Source organism: Stenotrophomonas maltophilia R551-3 (genome assembly GCF_000020665.1).
Lineage (GTDB): Bacteria > Pseudomonadota > Gammaproteobacteria > Xanthomonadales > Xanthomonadaceae > Stenotrophomonas > Stenotrophomonas maltophilia_L.
On sequence record NC_011071.1, the window covers coordinates 1,913,697 to 1,926,086 of the forward strand.

General features: G+C 66.0%; 10 protein-coding genes. 3 read left to right on the forward strand and 7 right to left on the reverse strand.

Annotation, left to right across the window (positions count from 1 at the left end; all coding sequences use genetic code 11):
• The first annotated feature begins 5 nt into the window (after nt 1-5).
• Entirely contained in the window at nt 6-980 is a 975-nt protein-coding gene (locus SMAL_RS08725; protein ID WP_012510835.1) for an ABC transporter substrate-binding protein, read from the forward strand.
• Between the two features lie 63 nt (nt 981-1,043).
• On the opposite strand, the gene SMAL_RS08730 is transcribed toward SMAL_RS08725, so the two are convergent.
• On the reverse strand, nt 1,044-4,160 hold the full coding sequence (locus SMAL_RS08730; protein WP_012510836.1) for a discoidin domain-containing protein: 3,117 nt from the start codon (nt 4,158-4,160) through the stop codon (nt 1,044-1,046).
• A gap of 498 nt (nt 4,161-4,658) precedes the next feature.
• On the opposite strand from SMAL_RS08730, the gene SMAL_RS08735 reads away from it, so the two are divergent.
• Nucleotides 4,659-5,156: a helix-turn-helix transcriptional regulator gene (locus tag SMAL_RS08735; RefSeq protein ID WP_041864643.1), complete on the forward strand. Its 498-nt coding sequence runs from the start codon at nt 4,659-4,661 to the stop codon at nt 5,154-5,156.
• Nucleotides 5,157-5,244: 88 nt separating this feature from the next.
• Here the strand turns inward: SMAL_RS08735 and SMAL_RS08740 are convergent, their stop codons facing one another.
• From SMAL_RS08740 to SMAL_RS08755, 4 genes are all read right to left on the reverse strand, one after another.
• Nucleotides 5,245-6,138 (reverse strand): SDR family oxidoreductase, encoded by an 894-nt coding sequence (locus tag SMAL_RS08740; protein WP_012510839.1) that lies wholly within the window; start codon nt 6,136-6,138, stop codon nt 5,245-5,247.
• A 23-nt stretch (nt 6,139-6,161) separates the two neighbouring features.
• Complete coding sequence (locus SMAL_RS08745; RefSeq protein ID WP_012510840.1) at nt 6,162-6,659, reverse strand: DUF1097 domain-containing protein; 498 nt, start codon at nt 6,657-6,659, stop codon at nt 6,162-6,164.
• Nucleotides 6,660-6,675: 16 nt separating this feature from the next.
• Nucleotides 6,676-7,419: an SDR family oxidoreductase gene (locus tag SMAL_RS08750; RefSeq protein ID WP_012510841.1), complete on the reverse strand. Its 744-nt coding sequence runs from the start codon at nt 7,417-7,419 to the stop codon at nt 6,676-6,678.
• Between the two features lie 222 nt (nt 7,420-7,641).
• A complete protein-coding gene (locus tag SMAL_RS08755; RefSeq protein ID WP_012510842.1) occupies nt 7,642-8,718 on the reverse strand; it encodes an MBL fold metallo-hydrolase in 1,077 nt (358 codons plus the stop codon).
• 104 nt (nt 8,719-8,822) lie between these two features.
• On the opposite strand from SMAL_RS08755, the gene SMAL_RS08760 reads away from it, so the two are divergent.
• Nucleotides 8,823-9,434 (forward strand): TetR/AcrR family transcriptional regulator, encoded by a 612-nt coding sequence (locus SMAL_RS08760; protein ID WP_012510843.1) that lies wholly within the window; start codon nt 8,823-8,825, stop codon nt 9,432-9,434.
• On the opposite strand, the gene SMAL_RS08765 is transcribed toward SMAL_RS08760, so the two are convergent.
• Both SMAL_RS08765 and SMAL_RS08770 read right to left on the reverse strand, forming a co-directional pair.
• Nucleotides 9,431-11,377 (reverse strand): EAL domain-containing protein, encoded by a 1,947-nt coding sequence (locus SMAL_RS08765; RefSeq protein ID WP_012510844.1) that lies wholly within the window; start codon nt 11,375-11,377, stop codon nt 9,431-9,433. The genes SMAL_RS08760 and SMAL_RS08765 overlap by 4 nt on opposite strands.
• A gap of 63 nt (nt 11,378-11,440) precedes the next feature.
• A complete protein-coding gene (locus tag SMAL_RS08770; protein WP_006362647.1) occupies nt 11,441-12,343 on the reverse strand; it encodes a LysR substrate-binding domain-containing protein in 903 nt (300 codons plus the stop codon).
• Nucleotides 12,344-12,390 lie beyond the last annotated feature (47 nt).

Here is a 12,390-nt window from a genome sequence, read left to right on the forward strand (position 1 = left end):
ACGCCATGAGCCCTGCCGCACCGCGTCGCCCCTCGCGCAGCACCCTGTTGATCGTGGGCGTGCTGGTCATTGGCATTGCCGGCATCGTCTACTCGCGCGTGCGCCAGGCACCGGATGCGAGCGTCGTGGCCGCGACCAGCCTTGCCGGTGCGAATACGGCGCTGCTGAAAGGAACGCTCGATCCCAAGGCGCAGGCATTGATCCCGGCCGGCTACCGCTTCGTCACGCCCGGTGCGTTCACCATCGCCACCCATCCCGGTCAGCTGCCCTTGGCCGACTACGGCGCCGACAGCAAGGACGTGGTCGGCGTGGAGCCGGATATCGCTCGCCTGATTGCCGATGGACTGGGGTTGAAACTGGTGGTGGTGCCGGTGGCTTGGGCCGACTGGCCGCTGGGTCTGGAATCGGGCAAGTACGATGCGGTGCTGTCCAATGTGACCGTCACTGAAGAGCGCAAGAAGAAGTTCGACTTCTCCAGCTACCGCTACGATCTGCTCGGCATCTATACGCGCAGTGATGGCCCGATCCAGAAGATCGAAAAGCCGGCCGACGTGGCCGGGCTGAAGGTGGTGGTCGGTGCCAGCACCAACCAGGACCAGATCCTGCGCCAGTGGGACCAGCAGAACATCGCCGCTGGATTGAAGCCGGTGGAATACCAGTACTTCGATGACGCCGTGGTCGGGCGGCTGGCGGTGATCACCGGGCGCGCCGATGTGTCGTTCGAACCCAATGCCACCGGCGCTTACTCGGCACGCGACGGCAAGGTGCGGCGTGTGGGCCTGTTCCCCGGTGGCTGGCCGAACGCCGCGGCGATTTCGGTCACCACACGCAAGGGCAGCGGCTTGGCCGATGCGGTGACCCAGGCGTTGAACACCCAGATCAGCAGCGGCACTTATGCCCAGGCGCTGGCGCGCTGGAACGTGGCCGAGGAGGCCGTGCCGCAGTCGCAGACCAATCCGCCGGGCCTGCCGGCGTTGTAGATGACGCCGGGCATGGCCCGGCGCTACCGCTGCCTTTGTAGAGCCGAGCCATGCTCGGCTGCTCTACCAACGCGCCTCCAGCGTTTTGAACGGCTTTGCCAGCCGAACACCTTCAGCATCGAAGTCGGAAACGCTGCGTCCATCCACGCGCACAGACTTCGGCGCGGTCCGGTTCGGCCACCACATGCGCACGGCGGTGTCCTTGCGCAGCCCCTCGCCAATCACCACTGTCAGCAGCCCGTCGCGCTGCCGCGCCTGCATCTGCAACGTGCCATACGCGGTCGGCAGACGCTCCACCGCCAATCCATCGCCGGCCACCCACGAAGGCGGTGTGCCCGGCAGCAATGACAACGCGTCATCGTCCTCGCGCATCAACATGCCGAACAGCGTGCGGCCGTATTCGGCACCGATCCAGGTATGCGGCATGTCGCCGAGGTAGCGCGGGAAGCGCAGCCGTGAATGCACTACTTCGGCCAGCACCTGCCATTCAAGCGGGCGCCGATCGTGAAGCAGGCCCTGCAACAGCTCGTCAGCCACGTCTGGCTGGCCAAGATGCACATAGCTCAGCACATTGCGGATCTCGTACGGTGTGTAGGCATACAGCGCACCGGGCTGGCTGCGCTTGCGCACGTCGTCCAGGTAGCGGGCGAAGGTGGTCCGCAACGCATCTGCCGGCAGCACGCTCTGCGCGCCGGTGGGATCCAGTGCGATCGATACGCCGGTGGGATCACCATCGCCCAGATCCGCGGAGGAAGGAATGAAGTCGATGCCCTTCCAGGCCATCGTTGCGCGGATCGACGCATGCAGGGCGTCGTACAGCGCCTTGTACTGCTCACGCGCCCAGCGTGCGGTCTCGTGGTCACCCAGCGATTCGGCCAGCCATGCACCGTCGTGCCAGCCCTTCAGGCCCCAGTAGTCATCCCAGTAGCTGTGGGTGGGCGACGGATAGCCCTCATGGCTGATCGACGGCGCAAGAATGCCCGCGAATCGCTCCGGCGCCGGCTGGTCGGCCTTGTAACCGGGCACCAGCGTGCGCTCGCGCAGTTCCTGCAGGAAGCGCAGTGCGGCCTTCACTTTCGGCAGGTACGCGCGCACCGACTCCGGACCACCATCGAGGCGGGCGACGTCGGCGACCAGCGCCACATACTGGCCCTGGCTGTCGTACTCGATATCCGAACCGAAGCCGGTGTTGACGCTGCCATCGCCGTTGAGGATGGGCGAGACCAGGCCGTTGCCGTGCACGCCATGTTCGCTGTACCAGGCCAGATAGTCGCGCGCGACCTTGGCTTCGCCCATGCGCAGCAGCACCGCCGAGGTGGCCATGCCATCGCGGATGAAGGAGCGGTTGTAGTTGCGCGGGCCGGGCTGCATGGCCGGGCCGGTCTGGTTGATCAGCATGTAGGCAGCCTGCGCGCGCAGCATGTCGACCAGCGAGGGATCGGGCAGGCGCAGGCCGACCTGGCCCAGCCGCGCCTGCCAATCTGCGGACGCCTGCGTGGCCAGCGTCTCGAACGCCGCATTGGCATCACGGGGCAGCGTGGTCAGGTCAAGCGCAGGCGCTTCGGGCAGCACGCCATTGGCATCGGCAGCGGCGGTGCCGAGTGGGAACGCCACGACCACCGCATCGCTGGTACCGGGGGCGAGGCGGATCCGGTAGCTCAACGCGGCCGCGGCCAGTCCTTGCTCATCGCGTGCCTGCTGAGCGGCAGGCAGACGCCCGGCTGCGATGCCGGCGGTGATTTCCGTTGCACCTTCGTTGCCGAACGGCGCGGCTCCGGCAGCATCCACCGGCGTGAGCGAGCGCAGCAGCGTGCGGCCGTTCACGCGCACCGTGTTGGCTTCGACGGCGACCTCGCGGATCGGCGACAGCCCGCCGTTCTGCCACGGCGGGTTCATCTGCATCGGTCGTACCGCCAGTGTCAGCGTGCCGTCGATCGTGGCGGTGCCGGTGTTGCGCAGGCGGTGGCGGACCAGGGTGACCGGTTGCCCGCCGCGTTCGATGGCGAAGGCCTCGCTGCGTAGTTCCAGTCCCGGCTGCGGTGCCCACGTGGCAGACGGCATTGGCTTCCAGCCGTCGCGCAGCGCGTGCTGCACCTTCTGCCCGGCGGCCCCGGCTGCGCTGCCGTCGGCATTGCGCCAGATCGGCTGTACCAGCGGTGCGCCCTTGAAGGCCTCGATGTTGCCGTACTCGTCGTAGATCGATTTCTGCCGGCCCGCGTGCACACCCACGGCGGTCCAGTAGGTCTGCTGCATCTGCAGCGAGGCGGGGAACAAGGAACGTTGCGCACCGCTGGCGGCAATCTGGTAGCGCTTCATCGGCGTCATCACGGCTTTCGGGCCGAGCAGGCGGATGCGTGCCACCTGGGGGGCATCGCCGTCGACGTTCAGCCGCAGTGCCTGCAGGTCCAGCGGCGCGCTGGCCGCGAGCCAGCTCTGCTGCCGGGTTGCCGCCTGTGCATCCGTGGCCAGTTCGTGCCAGCGGCCCTGGGCATCGCGTGCCTGCAGGCGCGCAGCGCCGTGCTCATTGGCCCAGTCCACCGCCAGCCCGGTGCTGGACTGCGCGCGCGGCAGAACGATGTCGAGTGTGTGGGTACCGCCCTTGCCGGCGGGAATCGCCACCGCACTGCCGCCCTGCCAGAGTGCCGCGGACTGCGTGGCATCGAGTCCGGCCACGCGCGCACTGAGCGTGGTGTCCAGCGGCTCCATTTCGAAGATGGACACGCCCCAGTCAGAAGTGCGCTGCGGGCTGGCCAGACGCAGGTAGCGGGCCTGGCGCGGTGCGAAGTACAGCGTTTCGATGCCGCCGAGCGAATCGGCCATGGTGTAGGCGGTCTGCCACTGCATGCCGTCCAGCGAGGTCTGCAGCGAATAGCCTTCCGGGTTGGAGACGTCCCAGGTGAGGCGTGCGCCGGCCAGCATTGCTGGCGCGCCGAGGTCGATCTGGAACCAGTGGCCCGGACTGAAGGCACCGCCGGTCACTGTTTTCGGATCGTTGTCGATCAGGTGGCTGATGGCCATCGCCGGAACCTGTTGCGACGACGCACTGGCCTGCCACTGGTCGCGGGCTGGCAGGTTCTGGGCATGCGCGGACATGGCCAGCCCGACAAACAGCAGGACCGCGGTGGGGCGGAAAGAGGAGGGCAGCTTGAGGACCGTGGAGCGTTCAACGCGAAATGCCATTACAGACAGCCTCGCAGGTTCGGCCGGGATCGGGCGAGCGCTACGCTAGCAAGTGATGTAACCGTTTACATGACGCGCTGCGGTAAGGGATGCGGCGGGCGTTGACGGATGTGGCTCTGGACGCATGGCCAGGATCGCCTAGGGTCATTGCCCAAGGTCGAATTGCCTGGGTTGTCATTTGACAACCTGGGTATGCCATGTGCAGACTAGGGAGAACAAGGAATGTCTCGTGCTCGTCATCCCGACAAGGACATCGAATGGGTACTGCGGTTCGCGGAAGCTCGAGGTTGGACCCTCCGTGTAGGTGGGAGCCATGCGTGGGGCCGCATGTATTGCCCTTACAACGACACCGACTGCCGATGTGGAGAGTTCTGCGTCGTGAGCATCTGGAGCACGCCGCGCAGTCCTGGCAATCACGCGCGCGCCTTGCGCCGTGTGGTCGAGAACTGCAGTCGTGAGCAATGAGATCAGGCGTTGATGGAAGTGAGGTGGCAGATGATGGAATTCAATTTCACCCTGAAGTACCGCTTGCCGGACATCTGCGATGACGTGGGTGTGCTCGAGCGGCGGCTGGTAGAGGCGGGGTGTGACGATGCCCTTCTGGGCAGCGGCCTGCCCGGAAGGATGGCGCTGGCCTTCTGCCGTGACGCCGACAGCGCGGTGGCTGCGTTGTGCTCGGCCGTCGATGACGTGCAACGGGCCGTGCCGGGTGCCGAACTGGTGGAAGTGAGCCCCGATCTGGTGGGGCTCACGGACGTGGCCGATCTGCTCGGGGTGTCACGCCAGAACATGCGCAAGCTCATGCTGGCCAACCCGCAGTCGTTTCCATCCCCGGTGCACGACGGCTCAACCTCCATCTGGCATCTCGCCGACATTCTGGGGTGGATGCGCGCGCGCGGCAGCGAGAAAGTCACCACGGAAATGTCCGATCTCGCCGCCGCCGCACTGCAGCTGAATCTGGCACGCGAAGGGCGCAGGCTGCAGCCCAAGGTGTAGTGCAGGGCGACCGCATCAGCGCCGTCATCACCGCTGGCGTCCTGCAGGGCGCTCGAAGGCGCCTTGCAGGTGCGCTGCCACTCCCGCTTCAGCCTCGTGGCGAGAGCAGGTCTGCGAGACCGATGGCGGTGTACATCTCGCGTCGCATGCGATCGGCAACGGCATTGACCACTTCGGCGCCGTCCTGTGAGGGGTCTACATGTACCCGGAACGGCCGATGTCCGTGTGGCAGGCCCACGACCCGCACGATCTGCCGCGCGACCTCCTCGGGATCGGCATCTGCAGGCTCCAACCCTACCAGGCCCTTCAGCGCCTGGTCGGCGACACCGGCGTAGGGACCGTTCTCATAGTCGGCCGCGATGGCGGTATCGGCGGGCGTGCCCGAATGCAGGAAATGGTTGGTGCCCTTGGTGAATGCACCCGGCACCATGATGGTGGTCTCGATGCCCCACCGCGACAGTTCGGTTGAATAGGACACGGCCAGTGCATCCATGGCTGCCTTGGCGGCGAAATAGGGCGCAAGGAACGGAGGAGTGCCACCGCGTGTGGAGGACGAGCCGATCCAGACGAGCAGGCCGTTGCCACGGCGGCGCAGGTGCGGAAGCGCGGCGCGGTTCACCCGCTGTGTGCCCAGTACGTTGACGTCGTACTGCTGCATCAGCTGTTCCGGGGTGAACGCTTCAGCCGGCCCGAACACCATGTGCCCGGCGTTATGCACGATGACGTCGAGCGCGCCTGCGTCGGTCAGCACCTGTTCGACCGCCGCCTGGCTGGACGCGTCCGACTGTACGTCCAGTTCGACGCTGCGAAGGTCGGCGTGATGCGCGTCTGCCCACTGTGCGATGTCGGCCACCCGCGTTGCATTGCGCCCGCGTGTTTCGCGCATCGAGGCGTAGACGACGTGGCCGGCAAGGGCCAGTGCCTTGGCGGTCATCAGGCCGAAGCCGGAGGATGCGCCGGTGATCAGGATGGTGTGTGACATGGGAGCTCCAGAAGAAGAGAGGGTCATGGCCGGGCGCGGGCCAACAGGCGCTGCGGCACGGTGTGTGCGGTCCAGGCGGCCAGTGAACCGAGGGCGCTGGCCGCGGCCAGCTCGGAGAGATGGGCCAGCGAGGGCTCAAGGTGGGCCGCGAACCAGCTGACCAGTCCGAGGAAGTACCCCAGCAGGTTGTTCAACACCGGCAGGCCACGCAGGGCAACCACGCACAGCGCTACGACCAGTACAACGACGGGCACGGCCAACGAGGGATCCAATGGGTGAGAGAGCAGGCCCACTGCAAGTGTTGCCAATGCGCCGATGCCCAGCCCGAACCAGACGCAGGCCAGGTTTTCGATCGTGGAGCGCGTGCCCTGCAGCTGGGTGAAAAAGGCAATCCAACCGATGAACATCGTCCACACTGGCCAGCCGGCATGCAGCGCTCCGGCTGCGGCGAAGGCAGCGGTGACCGCTGCGGTCACGGTGACGAGGGCGTAAGCGCTGCGGGAAACGGGGATCGGATTCATGGCGTCTCTCCGTGGTTCAGACCGCGCCGCCGTTGGCACGCAGAACCTGACCGTTGATCCACCCGCCGTCGGTACCGGCCAGGAAGGCCACAGCAGCGGCGATGTCATCCGGCGTACCCAGGCGTTCAAGCGGGCTCATCTTTGCCAACCGGTCGATCAGTTCGGCTGACTTGCCTTCCAGGAACAGGCTCGTTGCCGTCGGGCCCGGTGCGACGGCGTTCACGGTGATGCCGCGGCCGCGCAGCTCCTTGCTGAGGATGGCGCTCATGGTTTCCACCGCCGCCTTGCTTGCCGCATAGACGCCATAACGCTCGAGCTTGAATCCGACCACGCTGGTGGACAGGGTGACGATGCGGCCGCCATCGCGAACCCGTCGTGCGCTCTCGCGCAGCACATTGAACGCACCCTTCAGGTTGATGGCGATGAGGCGGTCGAACAGCGCGTCTTCGCTTTCGGCCAGCGCAGCGAGTTCCAGTACCCCGGCACTGTGCACGACCACATCGATACCGCCGAAGCGGGCCTCAATGGCATTGAACAGGGATTGCACCGCCTGAGGATTGGCAACATCGGCTTGAAGTGCGATGGCCTGGCCGCCGTTGGCCATCAGTTCGGCGGCCAGTGCTTCGGCTTCTTCGTGACGGCCGGCATAGTTGATGGCAACCGAGAAGCCATCGGCGGCGAGGCGGCGGGAGATGGCGGCACCGATACCGCGCGAGCCGCCGGTGACAAGGGCAACGGGGGCTGAGGAAGCGATGTTCATGTTCAGATCCAGGAAGGTGCACCCACATGGCGCACGATCATCCTGAGCGTAATTTCCTGACGGATAATCCCCCTTGATCCGCCAATATTATCCGGATGGTCGAACAATCAGGCGGCCGACCCGCTGCAGGTCCCCGTCCGGGCCCCCAGAGGCGGCTGCGCCTGCTGCAACACCCGCGCGAGGCGGGTGCGGCAGAGGGTTCCAGGCAAGGGCGGTTGCTGGTTACAGCTGCACCTGCTCCCACCAGCGCGTGCCGGCGCTAGGCGCCTGCATGTCCAGCGCTTCGCCCATCATCGGCGTGGCGACCGGCACGCTGTTTGCCTCCGCCAAGGCGGTGATGCGTTCGAAGGGCTGCTGCCATTCGTGCAGGGCCAGGTCGAAGGTGCCGTTGTGGATCGGCAGCAGCCACTTGCCGCGCAAGTCCAGGTGCGCCTGCAGGGTCTGTTCGGGCTGCATGTGCACGAACGCCCAGCGCGGGTCGTAGGCACCGGTTTCGATCATGGTCAGGTCGAACGGGCCGTACTTCTCACCGATGGCCTTGAAACCGTCAAAGTAGCCGGTATCGCCACTGAAGAAGATGCGGAAGTCGCCGTCCTGGATCACCCACGACGCCCACAGGCTGCGATCGCTGTCGCCCAGCCCACGGCCGGAGAAATGCTGGCCCGGGGTGGCGGTCAGGCGCAGGCCGCTGGCTTCGGTGGACTGCCACCAATCCAGCTGTTCCACCTTGCTGGCGTCCACGCCCCACGCAATCAGCTGGTCGCCCACACCCAGCGGTGCGATGAAGCGCGCGGTCTTGCCGGCCAGCTGCATCACCGCGGCATGGTCCAGGTGGTCGTAGTGGTTGTGCGAGAGGATCACGCCGGCGATCGGCGGCAGTTGGTCGATGCTGATCGGCGGCGCGTGGAAGCGGGCCGGGCCCATCCATTGCACCGGCGAAGCGCGCTCGGAGAACACCGGATCGGTCAGCCAGTACTGCCCGCGCAGCTTCAGCAGGATCGTGGAATGCCCAAGCCGGAACAGGCTGCGATCAGGCGCGGCGTCCAGGGTGGCGCGGTCCAGCGGCAGCACCGGAATGGGGTGGGCGGGCACGGTGCCCTTGGGCTTGTTGAACAGGAACGTCCACCAGATCTCCGCGCCATCGCGCAGGCCCATCGCCGGACGCGGCAGGGCATTACGGAACTTGCCGTCGCGGTACTGCGGCGATTCGGGGAAGTCGGGGAGGGACCAGGACTTGCAGAAGGTGTAGGCGGTCACGGCGAGGATTCCAAGCAAAAGGACAAGGAGCAGGCGCTTCATGGGTGACGTCCGCTGGGTACACTGCACAGTGTAGTTTCGTGTTTTTCAAAAGTACACTGAACGGTGTAAAATGTGCAGATCCGTTCAGCTATCTGGTTCCTGCCATGCCCCGTGCCCCGCAACGCCTGACCGACCGCAAACGCGACGCCATCGTGCGCGCGGCGGTGGAGGAGTTCCGTGCGGCGGGGTACGAGGCGACCAGCATGGACCGCATCGCCGAAGTGGCCGGGGTCTCCAAGCGCACCGTCTACAACCACTTCCCGAGCAAGGAAGCGTTGTTCTCGATGATCCTGGAGGAGCTGTGGGAGCGCAGCGTGGCCAGCGACGCACTGCCGTACCGCGCCGACCAGCCGCTGCAGGCGCAGCTGATGCAGCTGCTGGGGCAGAAGCTGGAACTGCTCAGCGATGCCAACTTCATCGACCTGGCACGGGTGGCAATGGCCGAGATCATCCATTCGCCGGAACGTGCGCAGGCCATCGTCTGCCGCATGGGCGAGAAGGAAAGTGGCGAGAGTGCCTGGATCCGCGCGGCGATCGCCGACGGCCGGCTGCGCAAGGTGGATCCGGAGTTCGCCGGTCACCAGCTGCACGGCCTGGTGAAGAGCTTTGCGTTCTGGCCGCAGGTGACGATGGGTCAGGCGCCGTTGAACGAACAGGAGCGTGCACGCGTGGCCGAATCGGCGGTAGCGATGTTCCTGGGTTTCTACGCGATCTAGCTGGCAGCGAAGCGGCGGAACTCGTCGGCCGGCAATGCCGCCGAGTACAGATAACCCTGGCCGACATCCACCCCCAGTGCGCGCAGTTGCTGTTCCTGGGCCAGGGTTTCAGTGCCTTCGGCCACCACGATCGCACCGCAGCGGTGCGCGACTTCGACGATGAAGCGCACGATCGACTGCGACTTGGCATCGGACAGCGTGGCGATCAACGCCTGCTCGATCTTGACCTCGGCGATGGCCAGCTGCGAAAGCAGGATCAGGGTCGAATAGCCCGCGCCGAAATCATCCAGCGACAGGGTGACCCCGGCTGCCAGCAGCTGTGCGATGTTGGCATCGACCACGTCGCGCTCGACGATCTCGGTCCACTCGACGATTTCCAGCCGCAGCATCGCACCGGGGATGTCGTGCAGCTGCAGCAGCTCCTGCAGGCGCAGACCGAAGTCGGGCAGGCGCAGGGATTCGGCGGAAACATTGACCGCGATCGTCAGCTTGCTGCCTTCCTGATGGCAGCGCTGCAGGAACTGGATGGCTGACTGCAGCGTGGCCCATTCCAGATCGGCCAGCCGGCCGTGCCGACGCAGCAACGAGATCACCCGCATCGGCGCGATCAAGCGGTTCTCGCCGTCACGCATGCGCAGCAATGCTTCGGCGCCGACCAGCTGGCGGTCCTGCAGGCGATGCTTGGGCTGGTAGCACAGCGGCGCGTCGCCATGCTGCAGCCAGTGCTCGAGTGCGCGCTCGATCAATGCGTCGATCTCGCTGTCGCGCTGGACCGGGTCATCGAAAAACACCACGCCCGACTCGATCGCACTCAGCGCCAGGGTGATCGCACGGAACGGGAGATGGCCATCGTCGGCAGTGGCCGGTGGCTTCAGCTCGACTACCGCACAGCGGAACAGTGGCCGGAAGCCCGGCCAGTCGCGCCCGACCAGATCAGCCAGGTTGCGAGCCAGATCGGTGATCTGCGACTGCGTGCGCAGCTCGGGCAGCGAGGTGTCACGTACCAGGATCGCCAGCGCAGCGTCGCCGAACTGGTAGATCTCCAGTTGGTGCGCCGGTAGCGAGGGCAGCAGCTGATGCACTTCGTCGGTGCTGTCATGCCGCCACAGGCCGTTGTCCTGCAGCGGCCCATAGCGCAGGCGGAGGTCGCGCAGGTTGCCCATCTCGGCCACCACCAGGCAGGCCTTGCCGACGCCATCATTGTCACGCCAGTAGTGCTTCAGCCGTTCGCCGAGCGCGCGCATGTTGGGCAGGCCACTGATCGGGTCGATGCGCAACCAGGCTTGCTCACGCTGCCGCTGCGTATCGATCTGTGCATCGTTGTAGACCAGCGCGAACACTGCGCCGAGCACCAGCAGCGACACCGGCAGTGCCAGTACGCGCTGGATCGCCAGCTCGGCAACCGGCAACTGCGCGGCACCGATGATGGCCACGCCCAGCGCCAGCCCCAGCGCTGTCACTGCGATGCGCACGCCCCATGCCTGCAGGATCATGCGCGCTGACAGCTCGCTGAGCATGCGTGGGTGCAGGCGCGTGCGCAGCCAGATGCCGGCCATCACCTGCAACGTGGCTTCGATGCTGGCGGGAAGGAAGTACGGGGTGCCTGAGAACTGGTAACGGGCCAGCAGGCTGGCGGCCAGGCAGGCCAGACCGCCGCGCCAGCCACCGAGCAGGCCACTGATCAGCAGGACGTCGAAGCCGAGATTGAGCTTGACCACGCCCTGGGTGTAGCCGGCGACGAACCAGGCGTTGAACAGGTAGATCAGGCCGAGTGCTACGCCTACATACAGGCGGCGGCCTTCAATAGCGTGGCCGGAGCGGCGGGTGGCGATCAGCAGTACGCCGATCATGCCGATCACCGCCGTGGCCTGCAGCAGGTACAACGGCAGGCTGGGCAGGGCGCTGTCCAGGACCTGGGCCGAGACCCGTGAAAGCGCATCCATAGCAGGTTCCCGCCTGTGACCGACGGCCAATGACGAGCAGGGTAGTCGCAGCAGCGCGCAGGTTCAATTGTGACCGCCGCCCTCAGGGAGAAGGTGGCCGGCCATGAAATCGACGAACACACGCACGCGCGGTTGCAGATGACGATGGCTTGGCCAGAGTGCCCAGAAGGTGCTTTGTTCGGTGGTCCATTCGTCCAGGATGCTGACCAGCGTGCCGTTGCCAAGCGCGTCCCGTGTGGCGAAGTCGGGCAGGCACGCAATGCCGTGGCCATCAATGGCCATGTGCAGGATTGTCTCAAGATGATTGGCGGTCATTGCAGGCATCAGCCGCACGTCCTGGCCTGCAGCGTTTGCCTGAAGCGGCCATCGCTCGATCAGGCCGGTGCCGGGAAAACGATGGAGAAGGCATGCGTGGCCGCCCAGCTCGTCCGGGTGCCGTGGCGTGCCTCGGTTCGCGAAGTACGCAGGGGCACCCACGCAGAGCAGCCGGGTGCTGCCCAGGTTGCGGCCGTGCAGCCGGGAGTCGGCGGGACTGCCTGTCCGAACGACGACGTCGAAGCCTTCCTCGATGACATCGACAAGACGATCACTGAAGTGCAGGTCCAGTTCTATGGCCGGAAAGCGGTGCGCGAATGCGGAAAGCAGCGGCAGCATCAGGCCGCTTACAAGAGGAAGACTTGCTTTCAGGCGACCGCTGGGCGCGGCGTGGGCATCGGTCAGCTCACGCTCGGCGGCAGCGACTTCGACCATGATGCGGCGGCAGCGTTCAAGGAATTGCTCGCCCTCGGCAGTCAGGCTGACACTGCGGGTATTGCGATTCAGCAGGCGGGCTCCCAGGCGCTCCTCCAGGCGGGCAATGGTCTTGCTTGCCGCCGAAGGGGTGATGCCACGCTGGCGAGCTGCGGCGGCGAAGCTGCGCGCCTCGGCGACCAGAACGAAGAGACTGAGACCGGCAAGGCTGTCCATGATTGGTGATTGATGACGTTGGTGTCATGAAAGTATGGACCTGATGT

Excerpts from the sequence above, each read along its gene's own strand:
- SMAL_RS08745 (WP_012510840.1), bottom strand. The coding sequence starts at position 6,659 with ATGAATCCGATCCCCGTTTCCCGCAGCGCTTACGCCCTCGTCACCGTG.
- SMAL_RS08770 (WP_006362647.1), bottom strand. The coding sequence starts at position 12,343 with ATGGACAGCCTTGCCGGTCTCAGTCTCTTCGTTCTGGTCGCCGAGGCG.
- SMAL_RS08725 (WP_012510835.1), top strand. The coding sequence starts at position 6 with ATGAGCCCTGCCGCACCGCGTCGCCCCTCGCGCAGCACCCTGTTGATC.
- SMAL_RS08755 (WP_012510842.1), bottom strand. The coding sequence starts at position 8,718 with ATGAAGCGCCTGCTCCTTGTCCTTTTGCTTGGAATCCTCGCCGTGACC.
- SMAL_RS08740 (WP_012510839.1), bottom strand. The coding sequence starts at position 6,138 with ATGTCACACACCATCCTGATCACCGGCGCATCCTCCGGCTTCGGCCTG.
- SMAL_RS08760 (WP_012510843.1), top strand. The coding sequence starts at position 8,823 with ATGCCCCGTGCCCCGCAACGCCTGACCGACCGCAAACGCGACGCCATC.
- SMAL_RS08730 (WP_012510836.1), bottom strand. The coding sequence starts at position 4,160 with ATGGCATTTCGCGTTGAACGCTCCACGGTCCTCAAGCTGCCCTCCTCT.
- SMAL_RS08735 (WP_041864643.1), top strand. The coding sequence starts at position 4,659 with ATGGAATTCAATTTCACCCTGAAGTACCGCTTGCCGGACATCTGCGAT.
- SMAL_RS08750 (WP_012510841.1), bottom strand. The coding sequence starts at position 7,419 with ATGAACATCGCTTCCTCAGCCCCCGTTGCCCTTGTCACCGGCGGCTCG.
- SMAL_RS08765 (WP_012510844.1), bottom strand. The coding sequence starts at position 11,377 with ATGGATGCGCTTTCACGGGTCTCGGCCCAGGTCCTGGACAGCGCCCTG.